Source organism: Amphritea sp. (assembly GCF_050300915.1).
Classification (GTDB): Bacteria; Pseudomonadota; Gammaproteobacteria; order Pseudomonadales; family Balneatricaceae; genus Amphritea.
On the sequence record NZ_JBNKYN010000070.1, the window covers coordinates 1 to 23886 of the forward strand.

General features: G+C 50.7%; 19 protein-coding genes and 1 tRNA gene. 11 read left to right on the forward strand and 9 right to left on the reverse strand.

From position 1 onward, the window contains the following. Nucleotides 1–56 precede the first annotated feature (56 nt). Nucleotides 57–132: transfer RNA gene (locus tag ACQY8X_RS16070), tRNA-Arg, on the reverse strand. A 464-nt stretch (nt 133–596) separates the two neighbouring features. On the opposite strand from ACQY8X_RS16070, the gene folD reads away from it, so the two are divergent. Together folD and ACQY8X_RS16080 are read left to right on the forward strand one after the other, a co-directional pair. After that, a complete protein-coding gene (folD, locus tag ACQY8X_RS16075) occupies nt 597–1448 on the forward strand; it encodes a bifunctional methylenetetrahydrofolate dehydrogenase/methenyltetrahydrofolate cyclohydrolase FolD (protein WP_428036158.1) in 852 nt (283 codons plus the stop codon). A gap of 246 nt (nt 1449–1694) precedes the next feature. Beyond that, nucleotides 1695–3830 (forward strand): FAD-dependent oxidoreductase, encoded by a 2136-nt coding sequence (locus tag ACQY8X_RS16080; RefSeq protein ID WP_428036159.1) that lies wholly within the window; start codon nt 1695–1697, stop codon nt 3828–3830. 110 nt (nt 3831–3940) lie between these two features. Here the strand turns inward: ACQY8X_RS16080 and ACQY8X_RS16085 are convergent, their stop codons facing one another. Then, nucleotides 3941–4786 (reverse strand): mechanosensitive ion channel family protein, encoded by an 846-nt coding sequence (locus ACQY8X_RS16085; protein ID WP_428036160.1) that lies wholly within the window; start codon nt 4784–4786, stop codon nt 3941–3943. 303 nt (nt 4787–5089) lie between these two features. Between ACQY8X_RS16085 and ACQY8X_RS16090 the strand changes: the two genes are divergently transcribed. Beyond that, nucleotides 5090–6166: an FUSC family protein gene (locus ACQY8X_RS16090; protein WP_428036161.1), complete on the forward strand. Its 1077-nt coding sequence runs from the start codon at nt 5090–5092 to the stop codon at nt 6164–6166. A gap of 124 nt (nt 6167–6290) precedes the next feature. Here ACQY8X_RS16090 and ACQY8X_RS16095 read toward each other — a convergent pair whose 3' ends face one another. Together ACQY8X_RS16095 and ACQY8X_RS16100 are read right to left on the reverse strand one after the other, a co-directional pair. Then, entirely contained in the window at nt 6291–7727 is a 1437-nt protein-coding gene (locus tag ACQY8X_RS16095; RefSeq protein ID WP_428036162.1) for an aldehyde dehydrogenase family protein, read from the reverse strand. A 128-nt stretch (nt 7728–7855) separates the two neighbouring features. Next, a complete protein-coding gene (locus tag ACQY8X_RS16100) occupies nt 7856–8734 on the reverse strand; it encodes a nuclear transport factor 2 family protein (protein WP_428036163.1) in 879 nt (292 codons plus the stop codon). A gap of 145 nt (nt 8735–8879) precedes the next feature. On the opposite strand from ACQY8X_RS16100, the gene ACQY8X_RS16105 reads away from it, so the two are divergent. Beyond that, nucleotides 8880–9806, forward strand: a complete 927-nt coding sequence (locus ACQY8X_RS16105) for an AraC family transcriptional regulator (protein ID WP_428036164.1) — start codon at nt 8880–8882, stop codon at nt 9804–9806. A gap of 137 nt (nt 9807–9943) precedes the next feature. Beyond that, nucleotides 9944–11179 carry a sodium:proton antiporter NhaD gene (gene nhaD / locus ACQY8X_RS16110; RefSeq protein WP_428036165.1) on the forward strand — a complete coding sequence of 412 codons (1236 nt, stop codon included), beginning with the start codon at nt 9944–9946 and terminating at the stop codon, nt 11177–11179. 25 nt (nt 11180–11204) lie between these two features. Here the strand turns inward: nhaD and ACQY8X_RS16115 are convergent, their stop codons facing one another. Beyond that, nucleotides 11205–12116, reverse strand: a complete 912-nt coding sequence (locus ACQY8X_RS16115) for a helix-turn-helix domain-containing protein (RefSeq protein ID WP_428036166.1) — start codon at nt 12114–12116, stop codon at nt 11205–11207. 148 nt (nt 12117–12264) lie between these two features. Here ACQY8X_RS16115 and ACQY8X_RS16120 point away from each other — a divergent pair, with 148 nt between their 5' ends. The 3 genes from ACQY8X_RS16120 (at nt 12265) to ACQY8X_RS16130 (ending at nt 15042) form a co-directional block, all read left to right on the forward strand. Next, on the forward strand, nt 12265–13425 hold the full coding sequence (locus ACQY8X_RS16120) for a cytochrome P450 (RefSeq protein WP_091358663.1): 1161 nt from the start codon (nt 12265–12267) through the stop codon (nt 13423–13425). Nucleotides 13426–13495: 70 nt separating this feature from the next. After that, nucleotides 13496–13819 carry a 2Fe-2S iron-sulfur cluster-binding protein gene (locus ACQY8X_RS16125; protein WP_428036167.1) on the forward strand — a complete coding sequence of 108 codons (324 nt, stop codon included), beginning with the start codon at nt 13496–13498 and terminating at the stop codon, nt 13817–13819. After that, nucleotides 13819–15042, forward strand: a complete 1224-nt coding sequence (locus tag ACQY8X_RS16130; protein WP_428036168.1) for an NAD(P)/FAD-dependent oxidoreductase — start codon at nt 13819–13821, stop codon at nt 15040–15042. The genes ACQY8X_RS16125 and ACQY8X_RS16130 overlap by 1 nt, the downstream gene beginning before the upstream one ends. 76 nt (nt 15043–15118) lie before the next feature. On the opposite strand, the gene ACQY8X_RS16135 is transcribed toward ACQY8X_RS16130, so the two are convergent. Continuing rightward, on the reverse strand, nt 15119–15913 hold the full coding sequence (locus tag ACQY8X_RS16135) for a helix-turn-helix domain-containing protein (RefSeq protein WP_428036169.1): 795 nt from the start codon (nt 15911–15913) through the stop codon (nt 15119–15121). 113 nt (nt 15914–16026) lie between these two features. On the opposite strand from ACQY8X_RS16135, the gene ACQY8X_RS16140 reads away from it, so the two are divergent. The 3 genes from ACQY8X_RS16140 to ACQY8X_RS16150 all read left to right on the forward strand — a co-directional run bounded on the left by ACQY8X_RS16140 (nt 16027) and on the right by ACQY8X_RS16150 (nt 21094). Beyond that, complete coding sequence (locus ACQY8X_RS16140) at nt 16027–16905, forward strand: SMP-30/gluconolactonase/LRE family protein (RefSeq protein WP_428036170.1); 879 nt, start codon at nt 16027–16029, stop codon at nt 16903–16905. Between the two features lie 456 nt (nt 16906–17361). Next, the gene (gene katG, locus ACQY8X_RS16145) at nt 17362–19572 is read left to right on the forward strand and encodes a catalase/peroxidase HPI (RefSeq protein ID WP_428036171.1); all 2211 of its coding nucleotides are present in this window, start codon (nt 17362–17364) and stop codon (nt 19570–19572) included. Nucleotides 19573–19834: 262 nt separating this feature from the next. Then, entirely contained in the window at nt 19835–21094 is a 1260-nt protein-coding gene (locus tag ACQY8X_RS16150) for a serine hydrolase domain-containing protein (protein ID WP_428036172.1), read from the forward strand. 129 nt (nt 21095–21223) lie between these two features. On the opposite strand, the gene ACQY8X_RS16155 is transcribed toward ACQY8X_RS16150, so the two are convergent. From ACQY8X_RS16155 to ACQY8X_RS16165, 3 genes are all read right to left on the reverse strand, one after another. Next, nucleotides 21224–21595 (reverse strand): hypothetical protein, encoded by a 372-nt coding sequence (locus ACQY8X_RS16155; protein WP_428036173.1) that lies wholly within the window; start codon nt 21593–21595, stop codon nt 21224–21226. 356 nt (nt 21596–21951) lie between these two features. Beyond that, on the reverse strand, nt 21952–22467 hold the full coding sequence (locus ACQY8X_RS16160) for an adenylate kinase (RefSeq protein ID WP_428036174.1): 516 nt from the start codon (nt 22465–22467) through the stop codon (nt 21952–21954). Between the two features lie 231 nt (nt 22468–22698). Further along, nucleotides 22699–23631 carry a LysR family transcriptional regulator gene (locus tag ACQY8X_RS16165; RefSeq protein ID WP_428036175.1) on the reverse strand — a complete coding sequence of 311 codons (933 nt, stop codon included), beginning with the start codon at nt 23629–23631 and terminating at the stop codon, nt 22699–22701. Nucleotides 23632–23886 lie beyond the last annotated feature (255 nt).

Here is a 23886-nt window from a genome sequence, read left to right on the forward strand (position 1 = left end):
GCTCTACCAACTGAGCTACGCCCACCATTGCAACACACATTTCTGTCAGACCTTACTGGCGCGCCCGGCAGGGGTCGAACCTGCAACCGCTCGCTTAGAAGGCGAGTGCTCTATCCATTGAGCTACGGGCGCCTGACACTGCCCGACCTGTTTGAAGAGCGATCTGCAATAAAGCGCATCGCCGCCCTCCTTCAAGGTGGTGCGCATAATATATATCGCTTTATATCCCGTCAACACCCTTTTTTAAAATTTTAATAAAATAAGGTACTTAGCTATCCCACAGCCTACTGTTACAGCCCACCAGGATAAGTTGATGATATATCGGGAAATACACCGGTGACGGCGCTTGTAGAAATCATCACCAGAAGCGCTGATAAGAGCTCGCCTATGAACGCCCTATAACAGGGTTGAATATAAAGTACTGAAAGCAATACCGAAGACGCTAACCCAAAAGCCTCAGCAGCACAGCCGCTTCTAAGTAAGACTGCCCTCTGCCCCATAGAAACAAGCCAGACACTAATTCCCCTTGGAGGATAAAGGCAACCATGAGACAATCCGCGCCATCAAAATTAATGACTGGGGAAAACATTCGTAAGATGAGCGCTCAGATAATTGACGGCAAACAGATTGCCCAAAATGTTCGCGAACAGGTTGCAGTTGGGGTTAAAGCCCGTATTGACGCGGGAAAACCTGCCCCCTGCCTGGCCGTTGTTCTTGTTGGCTTCGACCCAGCCTCTCAGGTCTACGTCAGAAATAAGAAAAACGCCTGTAAAGAGGTAGGTATCGAATCGGTCTCTTACGACCTTGCGGCTGAAACCACCCAGCAACAGCTGCTGGATCTGGTCGACGAGCTGAACGGCGATACCAACATTGACGGCATTCTGGTACAACTACCACTGCCTGCGCACCTGGAAGCCAATGAAATACTTGAGCGCATCCGTCCGGAAAAAGATGTCGATGGTTTCCACCCATTCAATCTGGGCCGTCTTGCACAACGACTACCCGCATTGCGTCCCTGCACCCCTAAAGGCGTGATGACACTGTTACAGTCAACTGGCGAAACAATTCGCGGAAAAGATGCAGTCATCGTTGGTGCCTCCAATATCGTCGGCCGGCCAATGACACTTGAGCTGCTGCTGGCAGGTTGCACAACCACAACAACGCATCGTTTTACTCAGGACCTTGCCGGTCACGTTCAGCGTGCAGATATCGTTGTTGTCGGTGTCGGTAAGCCCGGACTGGTTAAAGGAGAGTGGATAAAACCCGGTGCTATCGTGATTGATGTGGGCATCAACCGCCTTGATGATGGCCGTTTGGTTGGCGATGTTGACTATGACGTGGCCTCACAGCGCGCCAGCTGGATCACGCCGGTACCCGGCGGAGTCGGCCCCATGACAGTCGCCACACTGATGGAAAACACCCTGGAAGCCGCCAACAACCATCGTTGAAACTAAACTCGGTGCATAGAAGGCCTTTCATCCTCCCTCTGGAGCCCATGAAAGGCCTTTTTTATTGGCATTTGCAAAACAGCTCTCTGACAGCAGACAATAACACCCCCAGGGCTGAACCTATCACGCTTAATAGGATCACTATTTCAGGCTATTTTCAGCTTTGTATGACACTATCTTCGGTCATGAAAGATACGGCCTTAATACAACCAATACACCGCCAACCTCTGCTGAGCAAATCTGTTTATGAATACTAAGAAAATCATTCTGGTCGTTATTATTGCAGCCCTGATCAGTGCCTTTTTCCTGTTAGACCTGGGCAGCTACCTGAATCTTGAGTATGTAAAATCGCAACAGCTGGACTTGCAGCGCTGGGTTACCGATAACAGTCTTACAGCGGTCGCAGCATTTTTGCTGATCTATATCGTGGTAACCGCCCTCTCCCTGCCCGGCGCGGCCGTGATGACGCTGATAGGCGGCGCGGTGTTCGGGTTGTTAACCGGTCTGTTGTTGGTCTCATTTGCCAGTGCCATTGGCGCAACCCTGGCGTTCCTGATCTCCCGCTATCTGCTACGGGAGCCATTAACCACCAAGTTTTCCAGATACATCGACCCCATCAACCGGGGCATTGAGAAAGATGGTATATCTTACCTGTTCACCCTGAGACTGGTACCTCTTTTCCCGTTTTTTGTTATCAATGCGGTTATGGGGATGACCCGCATGAAAGCGGGCACCTTCTATTGGGTCAGTCAGCTGGGGATGCTGCCGGGCACCGCCGTTTTCGTCAATGCTGGCACTCAGCTGGCAGCCATCGAAAAACCGGGTGATATCCTCTCTCCTGGCCTGATACTCTCGTTCTGTCTGCTGGGACTCTTCCCCTGGATCGCCAAGTCCATTGTTGATGCGGTTAAGCAGCGCAGAGTCTATAAAGGCTTTAACAAACCAAAAACGTTTTCCACCAACATGGTGGTCATCGGTGCCGGTGCCGGCGGACTGGTAACCTCCTACATTGCTGCTGCAACCAAAGCAAAAGTCACCCTGATCGAGCGCCACAAAATGGGCGGTGACTGTCTTAATACCGGCTGCGTTCCCTCGAAAGCACTGATCCGTACCACCCACTTCCTTGCTGATATCCGTGACGCCGAAGGGCTTGGCATCCGCAAAGCTGAAGTTGAATATGAGTTTGCCGAGGTTATGGAGCGGGTTCAGCGGGTGATCAAAACCATCGAGCCGCACGACTCAATCGCACGTTACGAATTACTCGGCGTAGACTGCATTACCGGTGATGCGCATATTCGCAGCCCATGGGAAGTGGAAGTAAATGGCAAGATCATCACCACCCGCAACATCGTTATTGCCACCGGCGCCCGCCCAACCCTCCCGGATATACCCGGTATAGAACTGGTTGAGCCGCTGACATCAGACACTATATGGGGATTGCGTCAGCGTCCTGAACGCTTACTGGTACTTGGCGCAGGCGCTATCGGTTGCGAACTGGGACAGTGCTTTGCCCGACTCGGCAGCGATGTTTCAATTCTCTTCAGGGGTAATCAGGTACTCACCCGTGAAGATCAGGATGCCGCTGCGGTAGTTGAAACACGGCTAAAACAGGATGGCATCCGTATCTGCTCCGGCCATACGCCGCTCAGGTTTCAGATAACCCCAGCCGGGTTTGAACTGGTCTGTCGCCACAATAATCAGGAAAAACGTATCGGTTTTGACAAACTACTGGTCGCCACTGGTCGCACTGCCAACGTTACCGGCTTTGGCCTGGAAGAGCTGGGCATTACCGCAAAATCCGGCGGCACCATTCAGGTGGATGACTACCTGCGTACCCGCATTCCCAACATCCTTGCCTGCGGTGACGTGATCGGCCCATATCAGTTTACCCATGCCGCCGCACATCAGGCCTGGTATGCCTCGGTAAACGCCCTGTTTGGCCAGTTTAAAAAATTCAAAGTGGATTACTCGCTCATCCCCTTTACCACCTACACCAGCCCTGAAGTGGCCCGCATCGGCCTGAATGAGAAACAGGCGATAGATAAGGGGGTCGCCTATGAAGCGGTACGCTACAATCTGGATGAACTGGACCGGGCAATCACCGACGAAGCAGCCTATGGCTTTGTCAAAGTACTGTTAAAACCCGGTAGCGATAAGATCATCGGAGTCACACTGGTGGGTGAACATGCTGCGGAGATGCTACCAGAGTTTGCTCTGGCGATGAGACACAAACTGGGGCTGAACAAAATTCTCGGTACTCTGCACGCATACCCAACCCTTAACGAAGCGAATCGTTTTGTTGCCGGGGAGTGGAAAAAGAAGCACGCGCCACAAAAAATTCTCGGCTGGCTGGAGAAATTTCACCGCTGGAAACGGGGTTAAAACCACCTGAGCGGACAATTCAAACAACAAAAAAAGCCCTGAATAAACCAGGGCTTTTTGATAAAATTAAAATAAATTATCAATAACTTAGAAAAGATACTTTAAGTTACTTATAACACAAGATCTTTAGTCGTCTCATTCACCAGAATCACTTTACGGTGTGGGAACGGAATCTCGATATTGTTTTCATCCAGCGCCTTTTTGATCTGTTCAGGCACAGAGTAAAGCAGATCAAAGTAGTGCTCGCCTTTACAGAAAGGCCGCACCAGAAAGTCGACTGAACTGTTATTCAGGGTTTCCACTTCAACGAACGGAGCCGGTGTTTTCAATACGTGGGGATGGTTTGCCAGCACCGCTTCAATCACTGCCCGGGCGGCATCGGTACTTTCAGCGTAAGCCACCCCAAAGTGCATATCGACACCGCGCACATCGTAGTGAGAGTGGTTGATAATCTGATCGCCCCAGATCTGCGAGTTAGGCACGATGATCTGCTGGTTATCGAATGTCTGCAAAATAGTGGTAAACATATCGATCTCAGTCACCTTACCAAAGCGCCCTGCCGCCTCAATAAAATCATTCACCTTATAGGGACGGAAAATTAGCAGCATTACGCCAGCAGCCAGGTTTGACATCGCCCCTTGCAGCGCCAGACCTACCGCCAGACCTGCAGCACCCAGCAACGCAACAATCGAAGCGGTCTGTACACCAAATCGGTTCAGTACTGCGATCATCACAAACGCGATAATTATATAGCGGGCGACACTGCCGAGAAAACGGAACAGCGTATCATCAAGGTGTTTATTCTTTTTACTGGCAGCGACAATCACTTTATTCACACGACCGGCAAACCATAGGCCCAGCAGCAAAATCACAATAGCCAACAGAATATTACTTGCCCAATCCAGCGCAGCTGGAAAGTATTGGTTAATATCAATTTGTTGTAGTAGTTCCGACACGGTTTTATTTTCCTTTTTTGTCTTTCCTTAGGAGTAGAAAGACCTGTATAACATTTCAAATCAAAAAACCGAAGCAATGAATAGCACCCATAACCCCAGATTAAGCCTGCCAAGCCGGTTATTACGCTTGTTAACGTCTTAGGTATAAAAACAGCTTATCTGCAATATTGTTTACCGCACACACTATCCAGTACACTTAGATTTTCAAAATTCTCAGATAGTGAATACGAGACACAGGCATCGCGTACCGCCTTCCCTCCACACACTGCCCGATCTCGACCCTGTTTAATCTAAGGATAACCATTGAGTAACAACGATTCTGCAAGACCGCTAAAGCTAAGGTTCTGGGATAGCATTAAACCGTTATTCGTACTTAACGATCACAAACGCCCTATGGGGTTTCTGGTAATTTCGGCATTCTCTGTAGCGCTACCAGCATTGGTGGGTGCCTGGCTGGATGAGTTTTCAACCGCGATGCTGGCCTGCATGGGCGGGCTGACCATTCTCTACATGCGACAGACAAACATCTCCCGCAGAATGATGACCCTGGCAACCTGTGCCTTTGGCTTCGCACTGAGCTTTGCCGTCGGCGTATTAACCAGTTTTGACCCTTTCGTGTCAGCGGCAACCCTGACGCTGAATGTCTTTCTGGCAACGCTCATCTGTCGCTTTTACGCGGTTCCCCCGCCCGGTACGCTGTTTTTTGTGGTCGTTGCATGTCTGGCCAGAACCATCCCCTTCGACCTGTCTCTGGCCGCTGAGCGAACCGGAATTCTGATGTTTGGCTCAATGAGTGCCTGCTTACTGGCGTTTTCCTATAGCGTTTACCAGATCTATTTTTCCAAAGAGTATACTCACCGGCCAACGGAAGAGCCGGATCATCACATCCTCGCTATCAGCATTGAGTCTGCGGTTATCAGCCTGTTTGTGGGGGGCGGATATCTGTTCGCGCTGCTGGTTAACCTCGATAACCCCTACTGGGTACCCATATCAACGGCAGCGATTATGCAGGGGGCAACATTCCGAGCCATCTGGCACCGTAATGTTCACAGAATCATCGGCACAACCATTGGGATGGGGATCGCCTGGGCAATCTTTTCGCTGTCTCCCTCCATCTGGACATTAGCACTGCTGATTTTTGCACTGAGTTTTTTCATCGAAGTACTGATAACCCGTAACTACGGCTTAGCGGTGATCTTTATTACCCCTCTGACGGTTATATTTTCTGATGTTTCTATTGCTAACACATCGACCGACAGTCTGATCCTTTCGCGATTATTCGATATCATCTTGGGCAGCTTTATCGGCTATATCGGCGGCTGGGTGATACATCACCCAAAATTTGTGGGGGCGGTTCAAAAGTACTTAGCAAAACGATAAAAATAAGACAGAGAACTGATACCTGCGGACTCACGTGGTGTATGCAGAAAATAATAGCGGCCAACAAAAAAGGGCATGACCGACAGGCCACGCCCTTATTCAAAAGCGACTCAGATTGCGGCTCTTATACACTCCAACCCGATACCGCTTTGACCTCCAGGAAGTCTTCCAGCCCCCAGACACCGCCTTCACGGCCATTACCTGACTGCTTATATCCGCCAAACGGCGAGCCTGCGCCTAAACTGGTACCGTTTATCTGCACCATACCCGCACGTAAGCGCCGGGCGACCCGCGCAGCCTTCTCGCTATCCTGAGTCTGGATATAGTCGGTCAGACCATAAGGTGTATCGTTAGCAATAGAGATCGCTTCCTCCTCCGTATCAAAGGGAATAATGGTCAGCACCGGACCAAAAATTTCCTCCCGGGCGATACTCATCTGATTATTGATATCGGCAAACACGGTAGGCTTAACGAAATAGCCTTTCTCCAACCCCTCGGGCTTACCCAGACCACCGGCAACTACGCGCCCGCCCTCAGCAATACCTTTTTCAATCAGCGCCTGAATCTTGTCATACTGTAGCTGAGACACCACCGGACCGATATGCCGACCATCAATTGCTGCACGATCAACCGTAGTCTGACTGGCAACCTCCGCAGCAGTTGCTACCGCCTGATCGTAGATCGAACGTTCCACCAGCATCCGGGTCGGGGCGTTACAGGACTGGCCACTGTTATTGAAGCAGTGACGGACGCCACGCATTACGGCCTTATCATCAGCATCGGCAAAGACGATATTGGCACCCTTACCACCCAGTTCCAGCGCCACACGCTTAACCGTATCGGCCGCATTTTTAGAGATCGCGATACCCGCACGGGTTGAACCGGTAAAGGAGACCATGTCCACTTCCGGATGCCCTGTCAGGGCGGAACCAACACCGGCCCCATCACCGTTCACCAGATTAAACACCCCGGCAGGAAAGCCCGCCTGATCGATCATCTCAGCAAATAACATCGAAGACAGCGGCGCGATTTCAGAGGGTTTTAACACCATGGTGCAGCCCGCAGCCAGCGCTGCAACCACTTTCAGGGTGACCTGATTCATTGGCCAGTTCCACGGCGTAATCAGTGCGCAAACACCAATTGCCTCATGCAGGATACGGTTATCCGGCGCATGTGGCCCCAGCGGTTTGTCAAACTCATACGCCTTCAGGGCGCGAATCAGGTTTTTAATATGCCCGGAACCACTGCCACACTGTGCCGTGCGAGCCAACGCAATCGGTGCACCCATTTCGACAGAGATTGCCGCCGCCATCTCCTCAGAGCGCTCATGGTAGATTTCCTGCAGTTTTTCCAGCAGCACCAACCGTTCCTCTTTTGACGTTTGGCTCCACTGATCAAAAGCACCTCTGGCTGCAGCGACCGCAGCTTCAGCATCGGCTTCACCACCCAGAGAGATAACAGCGCAAACCTCTTCGGTCGATGGGTCAATTACCTCAAAGTCATTACTTTGAGCCGGGGCAGTCCACCGACCATCAATATAAAACAGGCGCTTATCAGACATCTTTGCTTTTCCTTTGTTGTACGGATTTCAAAAATACAGAGACAGGTATAGCTCTGATAAAGCCCCAGACGCAAGCGGTAACACCAATTACGGTCAAATTGATTGGTGCTGGCGCTGCGCAGACCTGATTACAGGCCAAACTTTCCATTACTATTTTGCCACGCTGACTCTGGCGGAATCGTTTCTATGGTATCCCAATGCTCAACAATCAGCCCGTTTTCAACCCGGAAAAGATCATAAAATGACACATGTTCGCCCAGAAACTCACCTTCACTCACCGCCAATACAAAATTATGCTCTCCGAGAATCTTATGGTTTTTACTATAGCGCAACGGCGTGCCCTGACGGGCCAGTTCGCCCAGCGCTGCTCCCAGGTTTTTCAGGCCATCACCAATGGCCGGATTATGCTGAATATAGTCGCCTTCAGCCGGGCCGATAAAGTGTCCGATTTTGGTCATATCGCCTTCGATCAGAATGGTTTCCACAAAATCGGCCACCAGCGCTTTACTGGCCTCTGTATCGACATCGCTGTTAATGGTGTTATCCCCATCCAGCTGAGTCCGGCCACTGCTGTTCGGTTCTGCTTTCTGCGCCAGGTTGTCCCAGTGTTCGACAATCAGGCCGTTTTCAAAACGGAAGATATCAAACCCTACTTTAGGCCCGAAAAAGTTATAGTCCGTCTGGGCAAAGACAAAATCTCCATCCTCAAACACCCTGACCGTATTAACCCTGGCGCTCCCCTCTGGCAGTGCCTGCAACACGGCCGCAAAAGCGGCTAAGCCATCGGCCACCGCCAGATTATGCTGGATATAGTTATCCCCGTTGATATAGCCAACCGGCGCTGATGCTCCGGTTTCGATACTTTTGAGTAATTCAACGACCTTCTGTTTTTGTGACATTGTCTCTACCCCACTATTATCTGCTGCAACGGGCGTGGCGGCCACCAACGCCATGAGTAAGCCTGCGGTTGTCAGCGACTGAACCGCTGTCATGATCTGTGTCTTCATCACTTGCTCCTCTTGAGTCTGAAATATTCATTCGGGTTGTTTACCAACTGCTGACTATTGTCCTGGCTTCGGTGACTGGATACGAGGTAACAGATCGCCATATAATGATCAAAATCGAGCATTGCTTCATATAGAGTGAGATTCTATGCCGAACCAACGGCCTGCTGATAAGATCAGAAAAATCTATTTCAATAACCGCAGATTAAATGCGCTAGGCATTGAACTGCTTAGTCTGGATGATATTCGGGGTAAGCTTTCAGCAGAGGATTATGCCAGGCCTGAAAGAGTCGATTTTGAGCTATTGATGCTGGTCACTTCCGGACAGGGCATCCATACCGTTGATTTCACTGACTGGCAGGTCAGCAGTGGTTCGCTGGTCATTGTCAGACCGGGACAGGTGCAGCAGTGGCATCCGGATCAACGGTTTACAGCAGAGCTGATTCTGATCGATCCAACCGCCCTGCCGGGTGCTGTGCCACTGATCAGCAGTCGGGAGGCGACCCTCTATAAGCAGCTTGAGTGGCGTACCTGCAGCACACTCGACCCGACGATGCGTAAGGAATTCAGCAATACCTTTAGGCTGTTAAAGGATGATATCCACCGCTTCGATAACAGTGATCTGGAGCAGGCGCTGTGCCGCCACCAGTTACAGACGCTGCTTCTGCGCCTGGCACGCTGGCAGCGGGACCTGTCAGCACCCATCGTTACCCACCAACAGGGCTATAAAACCTACCACCTGTTTATCGCGCTTCTGGAACAGCACTTTTCCCGGCAACATAGTCTGAAATTTTATGCGACCAAACTCGGTTATTCAGAAAGTACAATCAACAGAGCCTGTCATGCGGCCAAGGGACAAAGCGCCAAGCAGGTGATTGATGCGAGGATATTACTGGAAGCTAAACGTTTATTAGTCCACTGTGAGGTATCAGTGGCTGAGCTAGCTCACTCGCTGGGGTTTTCGGAAGCCACTAATTTCATCAAATTTTTCCGCCGCCTGACCGGCACGACACCACTGCTATTCAGCAGACAGCGAAGCTTCCGGCAAGCAGCGCATAAAATCACAGCGCATTGATGAAAAGAAAATCAGTGACATAAGCATAAAGTACTAATCCTAAATTTCTTATCCTATAAAGCGTTATATCTATTGTCATGATGTTGTACAAAAGTAGAAAATAGCCGCCTTATAAAATTTTGATGTTGAGTATAATAATGCACTATTTGTTACTAGGCTTAATTATCCTCGCCTTTGTACTGATCGTCTTTGAAGATGTCGTCCATCTGAATAAAGCAAAGTCGACGCTGTTTATCGGTACTCTGGTGTGGATTTTAGCCTTCATTTTCCCCGAAAAATCACCTCAGGCAATCCAGGAAGCGCTCAATGAGCAGCTCCTCGATATTGCTATACTGTGGCTGTTTCTGATGGCCGCGATGACCTTTGTCGCCTATCTCAACGAAAAAGGCCTGATTACCCAGCTGGTTTACCGTTTGCTACCCAGTCAGCTGAAACTCAGCACCCTGATGATTCTGATCGCCCTGCTGGGCCTGATGTTCTCCTCCCTGGCGGATAACATTACCGCATCGCTGATCATGCTCTCGCTGCTGGCTTCATTAAAACTGGAAACCAAAGATACGCTGAAGTTTGCAGCACTGATTGTCTTTGCGGTTAACTCCGGTGGCGTATCGCTGATTACCGGCGACGTGACCACACTGATGATCTTCCTCAACGGTAAAGTGTCGATTCTCAACCTGATGCTGCTGATCATTCCAGCGATGACCGGTGTCGGGATTCTGGCGCTGATACTGATGCAGGGCAGCAATGAGCTAATCACCCTGCCTAAATTTAAGCGCCCCATTGCCGCTGGCGATAAGCTGATCGCAGTCCTGTTTCTACTGACCATTATCAGCACCCTGGCAATGAGCGTCCTGTTTGCTGTCCCCCCGGTACTGACCTTCCTGTTTGGTCTGGCGCTGATGTTTATTGTCCACCGGATTATTTTCCGCAAAGAGCAAAACCCCAATGTGCTGGAATATGTCCGCGAGATCGAGTTTGATACCCTACTGTTCTTCCTTGGTGTGTTGCTGTTGGTAGGCATGCTCAAAGAGCTGTCCATACTTGAACTACTGCCACAACTCTATACGCTGATGCCCGCTGTCGTGGCCAACTACGTTATCGGTATTCTCTCAGCATTCGTGGATAACGTACCGCTGACCGCCGCTATCCTGCAATCAGATATTCCGATGACGAAAGGTGAGTGGCTGGGCCTGACCTATGCTGTAGGCGTGGGCGGATCAATTCTGATCGTTGGTTCTGCTGCTGGTGTAATTGCACTCAGCAAACTGGAAGAACTCTCTTTTATCACCTATCTGCGCTTTATTCACTGGCTGCTGGTTGCCTATACCTGTGGTTATCTGGCGGTGATGGGACTGACCAAACTGCTGCTCTGACAGGCAGCCACACAACCCGGCGGGACTATCTGTCCCGCTGGTTTCTGAAAGCCCCCGGGCTCAGCCCGACCCTCCTTTTAAAGAACCTTGAAAAATAAGCCGGGTCTTTAAACCCCAGATCATAGGCAATCAACGAAGCCGGTGCTGCGGTATAGATTAAAAACCGTTGTGCTTCCAGAACCAGCCGGTCCTGTAACAATTCACTGACATTTTTACCCGCGACCGCTGCACAGGCACGATTCAGACCGATCGGTGTGGTATTGAGCATCTCGGCATACTGGTTCGCAGACAGATGATCCCGATAGTGCATCTCAATCAGCTGACACAGCTCTTTATAGCGCTGTTCATAGCGACTGCCCGCCTCCGACGGGCTGTACGCTGAATGCAACTTACGGCCAATTCTGATCAGCAACGAGAACAGCAACCACTCAAACATCAGCGCTTTAGCTGGCTGATTATCAAAATACTCCCGCCGCAGATCCTTGACCTGCTGATCGATCAACGGCTGGTCAGGATCGCTCTCAGAGAGCGGGATAATCAAAGCCTTGCTCAGTAACTCCTCCTTGAAGGGAAAGCGCCGTTGAAACTGCTCATCCAGCATTAACAGCTGGGATACTGTCACTACCGCCCCTTCAGTGGCATCCTGATCAAACTCAAACCCATGCACAACGCCTGCGGGAATAGTCACCAGACAGGGACCGAACTCCACCTGCTCCAGCCCATCAATATGGATTCGGGCACTGCCTTTGCGCACATAGATAATCTGGAACATCTTCGGGTGAGTATGGATATTAATAGTCCAGTCAAACAGCTCAGCCCGGGTGCGGATATCCTCGATATGGATAAACTCCGGATCACCCAGCGATTGCTCTTCGCTATAGAGCGAATAGGTTGAGATAAGCGGATGTGTTCTGAGTTCAGTGTTAATTTTATTCATTCTTTTTATCACTAAGTGCATTTACAGATAGTATAACTGTTATAAAAGTACAATGCTTTGCTCAGAATATCCATTTTCTAAGTAGGTTATTACACCTACACTGATTACCGTTCCGATAACAACAACGAAAAGATTGTGAGGAGTGCGAATGTTCAGATTTAACCCCTATTCACCTGAGATCGATGCTGATCCGTTTCCGGCTTACGCCACCCTGCGGGCAGAATACCCCTGTTTCTGGAGCGAAGATGCTGAGATGTGGGTGCTGTCCCGTCACAAAGATATTGTGATGGCACTGAATGACTGGGAGACCTTCTCCTCAGCCAAAGGCAACCTGGTGAACGAACTGCCAGGCCGCGCAGGATCAACCCTGGGTACCACAGATCCACCCCGTCACGACCGTCTGCGTGCGCTGATTCAGAAAGCGGTGACCAAACGGGCTCTGGCGCATCTGATGGCACCGGCACAATCCGTTGCCCAGAAGCACCTGGAGGCTCTGAAAGGCCGTGACCAGTTTGATTTCGTCGCTGAGTTTTCATCAAAGTACACTGTAGATCTGATCGTCTATCTGTTTGACCTGCCACCCGCCGATCTGGAAATCGTTCGGGACAAAGCGGTGATGATGGTACAAACAGATCCGGTTACCCGTCAGAAAGGTCCTGAGCATCTGGCCGCTTACGAGTGGATGCGCGAGTATGCTGCTAATCTGGTACAGGAACGCAAGAAGAATCCCGGCGAAGATCTGCTAAGCCAGTTCATTCTCTCCGAGATTGATGGCGACAAACTGAAAGATGAAGAGATTCTGCTGACAGTAACCACGCTGATTATGGCGGGTATCGAATCCCTGTCTGGCTTTATGACCATGCTGATCAAGAATATTACTGATCATCCTGAAGTCCGTGAAGCACTGGTAGCGAATCCAGACCTGATTCCCGATGCGATTGAAGAGAGTCTGCGCTTCAACACCTCGGCCCAGCGTTTCCGCCGCTGTGTAATGAAAGAGACGACGCTGCATGGTCAGACCATGAAGCCGGGCGATTTTGTTATCCTGGCATACGGCTCAGGTAACCGTGATGAGGAGGTGTTCCCCAATGCGGATGTCTATGACCTCAGCCGTAAACCCAAAGGCCATCTGGGCTTTGGTGGCGGGGTTCACGCCTGTCTCGGAACAGCCATCGCCCGTCTGGCGTGTAAAGTCGCGGTAGAAGAGTTGTTGAAAGCGTTCCCTAACCTGTCGAAGGTTGACCAGGAGCTACGCTGGATGCCATCGACTAACTTCCGCAGTCCGCTGGAGTTGCAGGTTAAAGCTTAAGATTTTATATAATCATAAAAAAAGCCCGCCTCAGTCTCACTGAGGCGGGTGCTATTTGAGGACCGTATCTATGCCAACCGTTAATTATGTAAGTTTCGATGGTCAGTCTACTCAGCTGGAACTGGCCGAAGGTATGACCATCATGCAGGGCGCCGTGATGAATGGCGTTGAAGGGATTGAAGGTGAGTGCAGCGGCTCCTGCGCCTGCGCCACCTGTCACTGCTACGTTGATGACGCCTGGCTGGCAAAGCTGCCGGAGATGTCTGAAAACGAAGATGAGATGCTCGACGATACCGCCTCTGAACGTAAGCCCAACAGTCGTCTCAGCTGCCAGATCAAAGCCACCGCTGCACTGGATGGCATCGTCATCCATATGCCAGAGGAGCAGGAGTAATGAGTGGCGTTGTCATTGTTGGCGGCGGTCATGCTGGCTATCAATGCGCTGATTCACTGCGCCGCTCAGGCTATGACGGTGAGATTACCCTGGTCGATGGTGAAGGCCATCTGCCCTATCAGCGCCCCCCTCTGTCGAAAAGCCATCTGCTCAACGACACCGGCGAAGAGGCGCTGCTGTTCCGCACTCAAAGCTACTACGATGACCACAACATCGGTTTGAAACTCGGTCACCGGGTCACCGCAATCCATCGTGCTGATAAACAGGTTGAGCTGGATAGCGGTGAAACGCTGGGCTACGACAAACTGGTGCTGGCCACCGGAGCAAAGCTGCGACAGCTCGACCTGCCCGGCGCGTCGCTGAACGGTGTGGGATACATTAAAAGCCTGGATGATATCCGTTATATCCAGTCCCACCTCAACCAGACGGAAGACGCCGTTATTATCGGTGGTGGCTTTATCGCCCTGGAGTTTGCTGCAACCGCCGCAAAGCTGGGTAAGAAGGTCACTGTACTGGTCCGGGGTCAGCGCATTCTCGCGAATGCCGTCACCCCGGAACTGTCCCAGTATATGCTCGACATCCACCACCAGCACGGCGTTGATATCCGTTTTGGGGCGGAAGTTGACCATATCGCCGATGATGGTAATGGCAATGTTGAAGCGGTGCGTTTGAAAGATGGTACGCTATTGCCCGCTCAGCTCGTGTTGGCAGGCATTGGCGTCACCGCCGATACCGAGCTGGCCGTTGAAGCAAAACTGCTCTGTCACGATGGTGTGGTGGTGGATGCCCAGTGTCGCACCAACGACCCGGATATCTTTGCCGCAGGCGATTCCGCCCGTTACAACAACCCCTTTACCGGTAGCGAGATCCGCCTGGAGTCGGTGCAGAATGCCGTGGATCAGGCGAAAGTGATCGCCCAGGTGATCGCAGGTCAGGAAGCTGAGTATCATGCAGTGCCCTGGTTCTGGTCCGATCAGTACGATATCAAACTGCAGATGGTGGGTATCCATGACGGCTACACCCATTTCTATCAACGCGGCAGCCAGGAGGAAGACAAGTTCTCACTGTTTTTCTTCCGGGATGACCGGTTGATTGCGATTCACACGGTTAACCGCCCGGCCGATCACATGGCTGGTCGCAAGCTGATCACTGCCGGGGTATCCCCGACGCAGGAACAGATTGAAGATGCCGGATTTAAGCTGAACAGCCTGGTGAAAAAGTAATCCTCACGGCCTGCAACAACAAACCCGCATAAGCGGGTTTGTTCGTTCTGTCCCTTGTGCATACTGAAAGCAGACACTAATCCTCTGCCAGGATAACATCCAGAGGAAACGGCCCCATACCAAACACCAGCTTATGAAGCTGTAGCTCCTCTACTTTATAAAACATCTGATCCTGACTACTAAGATAATCAAACTCTTCCCGTATACGGCGCAGATTGTTTTGTATCTTCAACACACTACTTTTGCTCATCAGCCGACTGGCGGTTGTAAAGGCATATTCAGGGTCTTTCTCATGATCCAGACAGTGCGCGATATAACGCTTATTAATCCCCTTAATCAGACTGGCCAGCTTGCCTCCCATACGCCACCGAATTGGCAGAGAAACAAGAAACCGAAACCCGCTACCAGACCTGAGCTCAATAATCCCGAGCTTCTCCAGCTCACGCAGGTGCAGATATAGTCTCGCCTGATCCATCTCCATCAGACTGCCAACGGTTGGAATATCGACCTGAGAGACCAGCAATATCAATATCAGAAACAGCTTTTTATCTTTAGCCAGCGCAGCTTCGACAGACTCAGGCAAAAACTCCGGTATCTGACTGAAACGCTGTTGCATCTGAATCAGCTCATCGATGCTTATGCCGATGATGGAGCATATTTCCAGCAGGCGGCTCATCTTACAGTCTTTCTCTTTAAACAGGCGCTTGATAGACAACTCACTCATATTCATCTCTGCCGCCAGCCTGGCATAGGTGAATCCCCGGGCTTTGAGTGCCTGCTTAAGCAGGGTAAACAGGTTTTCACGCTGCTGGTGTTCATCACCACTGACACAGGCGTCACTCTGTACAACGAAGGAAAAGAGATCATTCATAGCTATACCAAACCACCCCAGAAAGTATCACAAAAAGATACCTTAATTGAAAACAGTAGAAACAGGGATCAAATATAGCACAATACGACAACACCTCACATAAGGAGTTTGTTATGACCTCAGTATTCAAAAAAACACTCTGCTCTGCTGTGACGATCTTGTCCTGCGCAACGCAGATCGCCATTGCAGCACCTGAAATCGCCTGGAGCCAGAGTGGCTTTGATCAGCCGGAATCAGTGCTGGCCCATCCAGACGAGCCCCTGTTATACGTTTCCAATATAAACGGAACCCCGACTGAACTGAACGGCAAAGGCTACATCAGCCTGCTTTCTGATGATGGCAGCATCATTCAGCATGTATGGGTTAATGGCATGGATGCCCCCAAAGGGATGGCGATGGATGCGGACTATCTCTATGTGGCTGATATGCAGCGTCTGCATATTATCGATTACAAACAGGGCAAGCTGATCCGATCCATCACTGCCGAAACAAGCAGCATGCTGAATGATATCGCCATCGATAACGCTGGCACGGTCTATATCAGCGACCTGACCGGAGGTGGTATTTACCGCTACCGTAACAACAGCCTGACGCCATGGATCAGCAGTGAGCAGTTGCCTCATCCGAATGGCCTGATGGTCAAAGATGGCGCGCTGATCGTTGCAACCTGGGGTGAAGGGATGAAAGAGGATTTCTCCACTGAAACACTGGGAGGGCTGGTTTCGATCAACCTTGAGACCGGCACTCTGACACCTTATAAATCAGCCCAGCAGTTTGGCAACCTGGATGGCATCGCCTCTGCTGGCGACTCACTGATTATCAGCGACTGGCTGAACGGCAAAATTTTTGAGTTCAAAAACGATGCCGTGCAACTGCTCATGGAGACCGGTAAGCACTCGGCAGACATCTCCACAAAAGGCGAATATCTCTATATTCCGATGATGTTTTCTCAGCGAATTGAGGCTTATAAGATACATCCACAACAAACATAAATAACTATAATATACTTTAATATAAATACATAACATACTGTTAATAAATAAGTTATCAACTCAATAAGCCGATAAAAAACGGCTTTATTAATGTTCAGAAAAAACAACACGTCCCTCAAGGAGAGATCGTCTATATGAAAGCGATCTCTCCTGTCTCAATTCATCACGGCCATAAACTGCTTAACACTTCAGCCTGCCACTCCCCTTTTTACAACACTAATAGCCCAATATAAATCCAACCTATCGGGGCGATGAGAATATGCAATTTAGTCTCTTTGGCGGCAACTGCTATAACTCTTAACAACGGGACTAAAGCAGAAACCAGCAACCAAACCCGGGTCAGTGAACGCTGATCTACAGATCGAAATACTACGTATAGGAAGATAATTATTTACTCTACCGATCTGATATCAGCTGCCCTGAGAGTTCAACAGTTAACCAATAAAGGAGTATATGATGAGCGAAAATAACAGTGCACCTGCAGGCAAGTGCCCTTTCATGCACGGGTCTAAAACGCAGGTTAGCGACCGGGGCACAGCCAATCAGGACTGGTGGCCTAATCAGCTCAACCTCAAAATCCTTCACCAGAATACTCCTCAGGTCAGCCCAATGGCAGAGGAATTCTCCTATGCTGATGAGTTTACAAAGCTCGATCTGTCTGCGCTGAAACAGGATCTTTACGATCTGATGACCGACTCACAGGAGTGGTGGCCCGCCGATTATGGCCACTATGGACCCTTCTTTATCCGTATGGCCTGGCACAGCGCCGGCACCTACCGTATAGGTGATGGCCGGGGTGGTGCCGGTTCAGGCTCACAACGCTTTGCACCACTCAACAGCTGGCCTGACAACGGCAACCTGGATAAAGCCCGCCGCCTGCTCTGGCCCATTAAGCAGAAGTACGGTAACAAAATTTCCTGGGCCGATCTGATGATTCTCGCAGGCAACTGCGCCCTTGAATCCATGGGTTTAAAAACCTTTGGCTTCGGCGGTGGCCGCGAAGATATCTGGGAACCCGAGGAGGATGTTAACTGGGGTGCCGAACAGGAATGGCTGGGCAATAAACGCTACAGCGGCGAGCGCGATCTTGAAAATCCACTGGCTGCCGTACAGATGGGACTGATCTACGTTAACCCGGAAGGCCCGGATGGCAATCCTGACCCGCTGGGCTCCGCTAGAGATATCCGCGAGACGTTCGCGCGGATGGCGATGAACGACTATGAAACCGTAGCCCTCACCGCCGGAGGCCATACTTTCGGTAAAACCCACGGTGCCGGAGACCCCAAACATCTCGGCCCGGAACCGGAAGCTGCCGGTATTGCAGAACAGGGACTCGGCTGGAAAAACAGCATGGGCTCAGGTAAAGGGGCAGATACTATCACCAGCGGTTTGGAAGGCGCCTGGACAGCGACCCCAACCCAGTGGGATAACAGCTATTTTGATACCCTGCTGGGCTACGAATGGGAACTCACCAAAAGCCCGGCCGGTGCGCAGCAGTGGACGCCTAAAGATGCCGCAGCCGCTGACACCGTGCCCGATGCCCACGACCCGTCCAAACGGCATGCACCGATGATGTCTACTGCCGATATGGCACTGCGGGAAGACCCTGAATATCGCCGGATATCTGAGCATTTCCATAAAAATCCAGAAGAGTTTGCTGACGCGTTCGCCCGCGCATGGTTTAAGCTAACGCATCGGGATATGGGTCCCCTGTCCCGCTATCTGGGACCGGAAGTTCCGGCTGAAGAGCTCATTTGGCAAGACCCGCTGCCAGTAGTGGAGCATGAACTGATCAATAACCGCGATATTGTGGTGCTAAAAGGCGAACTGCTTAAATCTGATTTGTCGATATCGCAACTGGTCAGCACCGCGTGGGCCTCAGCATCAACCTTCCGTGGTTCTGATATGCGTGGTGGCGCTAACGGAGCACGAATCCGCCTGGCACCACAGAAAGACTGGGCAGTTAATCAGCCCGACGAACTGGCCACGGTACTGGATACCCTTGAAGGGATTCAGCGCCGATTTAATGCTGCGCAAACAACAAATAAACAGGTTTCAATCGCTGACCTGATCGTTCTGGGGGGCTGTGCTGCCATTGAAGAGGCTGCTATTGCTGCCGGGCAACCGGTTACCGTTCTGTTTACACCTGGCCGAAGCGATGCCTCTCAGGAACAGACAGATATAGACTCGTTTGCGCCTCTGGAGCCATTCGCGGACGGCTTCAGAAACTACCAGAAAGCCCGCTACAGCGTCTCTGCAGAAGAGCTGCTAATCGACAGAAGTCAGTTGCTCAACCTCACGGCTCCTGAAATGACGGTACTGGTTGGCGGTCTGCGGGTGCTGGATATCAATACTGGCCACACCCGGCACGGTGTCTTTACCCAGCGGCCACAAACCCTGAGCAACGACTTCTTTGTTAACCTGCTGGATATGGCAACAACATGGAAACCAACCTCAGCAGATGAGGAGTTGTTCGAGGGATATGATCGCAACAGTGGTGAACTGAAGTGGACCGCAACCCGGGCTGATCTGGTATTCGGTTCCAACACGCAGCTGCGGGCTATCGCTGAGGTATACGCTCAGAACGATGCGAAGCAGAAGTTTGTTACCGACTTCGTGGCAGCCTGGAACAAAGTGATGAATGCGGATCGGTTTGATCTAAACTAAACCGTTAATTATGTAACATTAAAGGGCGCACGCCTCAAAGCGTGCGCCCTTTCATTCGCTTACTCTGACCTAACACCCTACACACCCACTCCTCAATAGCCCATTCAACTCCCCGACTAAGCACAAAACTCTCCCTACCCCTTCCGTGATATGGCCCTTAGTTGCACCAGAACGTAAGCTCCAAATAGATTTAAATTTAAATTGTTTTAGTTATAAACATTTTTAGATCTGAAAATATAATAACCAACAGGAGTGACAGGCGATGCGTAAAAATAGCTATTCAACCTCTGCATTAATCTGTGCAGGCTTACTAACGGCAGTGATGGGTGCTGAGACCGCTGCAGCGGGGTCGACTGTCGATCCACTGGTTGCCGCAGTAGGACCGGTATCCGATGTACCGGTTGCCGTTCAGAACACCCGCTGGGCAATGTTTCAGCCCTACTTCAATACACTCAGCTTTCGCAGCATGGACAGGCTGTTCACTACCCGCAAGGTGGCTCACTCAGGCACACCCACTCCACTATCCCGCACGGATAAGCCGCTTAACTTCAACTATCAGTTTGAGGGCGAGAGCTACACCCCGGATCAGTTTCTCGACAGAACCTATACCAATGCGTTACTGATTATGAAAGACGGCAACATCGTCTATGAGAACTACCGCAACAACAGCGATGCCCAGAGCCACTTTATGGGATGGTCGATGACGAAATCACTCACCTCTATCCTGGTTGGCTGCGCCCTTGAAGAGGGTCGTATTAAATCGCTGGATGACGATATTACCGACTACCTGCCTGAACTCAAAGAGGGGGCGTACAACGGCGTCACTATTCGTCAGGTGCTGGGCATGCGTTCCGGTGTCGACTATGAAGAGCGTTATGACTTCGAAAACCCTGGCCTCGCGGCCCGCAACCATATTCTTGCACTGGTGAAAAACGTCGCGCGCTTCGTCGACCCGGCCAAAACCATCAAACGCGCCCATCAGCCAGGCGAAGTATTTGCTTATAAAACCATCGATACCGCCGTGCTGGGTCTGCTGATCGAACGGGTTTCAGACGGCGGTACCATCGCCTCTTATATGACCAAACACCTGTGGGAACCACTGGGCGCAGAGTCTGACGGATTCTTCATTATGGATGGCCAGCCCGGTGTAGGACGGGAGTTTAATGGCGCAGGCTACAATGCCACAATGAGAGATTACGCCCGTATTGGCAAGATGATGCTGCAAGAGGGACGGATCAACGGTAAACAGATCGTCTCGCCTGAGTGGGTCAAACTGTCGACAAAATCGGTAGGCCCGGAAGACCGCGATGGTGGCCCTGGTGGTTATGGCTATCAGTGGTGGACCGTTGCTGACAGCGACGCCTATTCAGCGATTGGCCTACAGGGACAGTTTATCTTCGTCGACCCGACCAGCAACACCGTAATCGTCAAGCTAAGCTATTTTCCACCCGGTGATGATACCCAGCTAACCAATGAAACATTTTCATTTTTTGCTGCGGCTGCCGCATGGAAACCGGAATAAACCGCTAGCCTGAGCGGAAACTAAAGCCGGAATAATAAAGAGACAGCATGGATCGGTGATAACCGTAAAAACACCGTTTGCTGTCTCTTTTACTTTTTGTACTATTTTAATGCCGATGTCCGCTTCGCTTCAGAAGTGAATTGCCGAAATGAGCACACTCTCCTCCCCCAGCACCCTGGTTTGATGTCCGCGACCACGGGTATCCTCAAGCAACACGATATCCCCTGCTTTACAGATAAACCGCTCTCCGTCACCCACCTCAAACTCACAACAGCCCGACATCAGAATCAGCCACTGCCTCACAGGCGTAGCATGCCAGTCACCATGCCATCCGGCGGGAAGCTCAAGAAACACCGAGCTATCCGCCTTAGTCAGTGCCGTTGTATTAAGCGAAGCAGCAGGTGGTGCGTAGTGTACCGATTTCAGCTCAATGGCCTCTTTTCTGCAATGAGAGCCCCCATCAGCATCCGAAAATATCCGTATATACTCAATACTGCTCATGACTAACACTCCTGACTGAATGATTAATCCCACTGATGCCTCAGGCTATGCAATCCACCAAAGCCACCCAATAGCCCCTGGCTGAACCACTGAATCTGTTCTGCCAGCTTTGTCATTGAGCTGATGACTGGCATCCCCTTCAACCCCGTCAAGCCTACCTATAGAATAGCCTAAGTTCGCAAGGATCAGAGCCGATATCCGGTTTTAATGAAGGCTTTAAAGCGCAATCAGCGATTCATTGATGTAGGTTTGAGTGCTCATCAGTTATGCATGCAATCTGCGCGCATTGATGCGATGATCGCTTCACCACGTAGCTAATGAGGCTGGGGAATGCCACTGAAACCCCACACGCGCATCTAGCTGATTCGCTCATGGACAAAACAATTTAGTTCGTCAACGGAGCGAATCACATACAAAGTCTTATCAGCGGATAGCTTTTCCAGTCGCGCCATAAAGCTCTCATTCCAGAATGCGGGACACAGCTTCAAGACCTTATAGCTTGCCAACGTCCCCTTAAATACTGAACTTCCCGCTGGCCAGCCTTCCGGCTTAACGAATAAACCTTTTAACAACCGTTTTGTCACAAACCAGTAACTGGTCAGGTATGGCAGATCGATATAGATAAACGTATCAGCTAATTCCAATCGCTTATTAAAGGATTCCAGCGGACCAAAGCCATCGATGATCCAGCAATCAGATGAGAGGACTTTTTCATGCGCCTCATCGAACAGCTTGGGCTCCACCCGTTCACCGCTCTTCTGATACACCATCGAATCCAGTGGGTATAGCGGTATACCGGTCACTGACGCCAGTTCTCTGCTTAACGTGGATTTACCGCTGCCCGGCTTACCAAACACTGCAACTTTTTTCACACTGCCTCCTGAAATGAGTTATTCCCATGAGGCAGAAACAGAAAACCCACCTCTGGGGTGGGTTTGACACTTTAAACGCGCAACAACAAGCCCACCATTCCTAAGGAATGATGATAATTCGTACGGATTGCTGCTTAAGATTCGTTTTCATGGACGTATCGTTATATACAGGGAGTTATTTGTCAATCGGCAGCTGAAATCAAAGGCTCGTAAAAGCCGCAACCATCCCCATTACGTTCGGGCCACATCCGCAATCAGATTGCGCAGCCATTGATGGGCGACATTGTGCTGTAGCAGCGGACTCCAGGCCATCTTCAACTCAAAATCAGGAATCGAGAACGGTGGTTTTTTTATAACCAAGCGGGGGTTATCAGACTGAGCAGTTGCTGCCCGGGTAGGTACAGTCGCCACCAGACCTTTTTGCTGCGCCATCAACACTGCTGACTGATAATGCCGGGTAAACACGGTGATCTGCCGCTGATGCCCCGCCCTTTCCAACGCTTCGTCCACCCAGCCCAAACGCTTAATATCTTTCGGAGTCAGTCCCATCCCTGCTCCCATTCCGGTTTTGCTCACCCATACATGCCGGGCCTGAAGATAGGTTTCAAGGCAAAAGTTATGGGATATGGGGTTATCAACCGCAAACAGGCAGGAGAAACTATCGGTCCAGAGAGTTTTCTGATGAAACGCTTGCGGCATAGTATCAAAACGGTTAATCACCAGGTCGACCAGCCCCTGCTCGACCTCAGTAAAGCTCATATCACTGGGAGTCATAATATCCAGCACTATATTAGGCGCCTGTTTACGCAGTCGGTTCAGCAGCCGGGGCACCAGTGTAGATTCACCGTAGTCACTGGTCATAATGCGGAAAACCCGGTCACTGGAGCGGGCATCGAAGGCGCTGCTGGGCTCGATAATCTGCTCCACTGATGACAATATCTGTCGTAGCAACGGCTGCAGTGCCTGAGCACGCTCTGTGGGTGCCATGCCCTCACTGGTTCTCACCAGCAGCGGGTCACCCAGAGTATCCCGTAAACGGCGCAGACCGTTACTCATCGCTGGCTGAGTGATACCCAGCAAGCTGGCTGAACGGGTGACATTACGCTCTCGCAGCAAGACATCAAGATACACCAAAAGGTTCAGGTCGATCTGATCTAGTTTCATTCAAAGCCCGCCATAACTGATACTTTCCAAATCATTTATTAAATGAATACTCTATATAATAGCCATTTATTTCCTTTATGTGAATCGCAGACATAGAATAGCTTCATACCAAATAACAAAGCAGCAAATATAGCTGCTATACGAACGAGAGAAGGAAACGCCATGTCTACTCTGAATAAAGATATCGAAACAGTAGCAGCCCTGAAAGAGACCTACGGCTCTGCCTGGAATGCGATCAACCCTGAATACGCTGCC

Bases quoted from the DNA above. Each gene is read 5' to 3' on its own strand.
- folD (WP_428036158.1), top strand. From the start codon at position 597: ATGAGCGCTCAGATAATTGACGGCAAACAGATTGCCCAAAATGTTCGC.
- ACQY8X_RS16080 (WP_428036159.1), top strand. From the start codon at position 1,695: ATGAATACTAAGAAAATCATTCTGGTCGTTATTATTGCAGCCCTGATC.
- ACQY8X_RS16095 (WP_428036162.1), bottom strand. From the start codon at position 7,727: ATGTCTGATAAGCGCCTGTTTTATATTGATGGTCGGTGGACTGCCCCG.
- ACQY8X_RS16100 (WP_428036163.1), bottom strand. From the start codon at position 8,734: ATGAAGACACAGATCATGACAGCGGTTCAGTCGCTGACAACCGCAGGC.
- ACQY8X_RS16105 (WP_428036164.1), top strand. From the start codon at position 8,880: ATGCCGAACCAACGGCCTGCTGATAAGATCAGAAAAATCTATTTCAAT.
- nhaD (WP_428036165.1), top strand. From the start codon at position 9,944: ATGCACTATTTGTTACTAGGCTTAATTATCCTCGCCTTTGTACTGATC.
- ACQY8X_RS16115 (WP_428036166.1), bottom strand. From the start codon at position 12,116: ATGAATAAAATTAACACTGAACTCAGAACACATCCGCTTATCTCAACC.
- ACQY8X_RS16120 (WP_091358663.1), top strand. From the start codon at position 12,265: ATGTTCAGATTTAACCCCTATTCACCTGAGATCGATGCTGATCCGTTT.
- ACQY8X_RS16125 (WP_428036167.1), top strand. From the start codon at position 13,496: ATGCCAACCGTTAATTATGTAAGTTTCGATGGTCAGTCTACTCAGCTG.
- ACQY8X_RS16130 (WP_428036168.1), top strand. From the start codon at position 13,819: ATGAGTGGCGTTGTCATTGTTGGCGGCGGTCATGCTGGCTATCAATGC.
- ACQY8X_RS16135 (WP_428036169.1), bottom strand. From the start codon at position 15,913: ATGAATGATCTCTTTTCCTTCGTTGTACAGAGTGACGCCTGTGTCAGT.
- ACQY8X_RS16140 (WP_428036170.1), top strand. From the start codon at position 16,027: ATGACCTCAGTATTCAAAAAAACACTCTGCTCTGCTGTGACGATCTTG.
- katG (WP_428036171.1), top strand. From the start codon at position 17,362: ATGAGCGAAAATAACAGTGCACCTGCAGGCAAGTGCCCTTTCATGCAC.
- ACQY8X_RS16150 (WP_428036172.1), top strand. From the start codon at position 19,835: ATGCGTAAAAATAGCTATTCAACCTCTGCATTAATCTGTGCAGGCTTA.
- ACQY8X_RS16155 (WP_428036173.1), bottom strand. From the start codon at position 21,595: ATGAGCAGTATTGAGTATATACGGATATTTTCGGATGCTGATGGGGGC.
- ACQY8X_RS16165 (WP_428036175.1), bottom strand. From the start codon at position 23,631: ATGAAACTAGATCAGATCGACCTGAACCTTTTGGTGTATCTTGATGTC.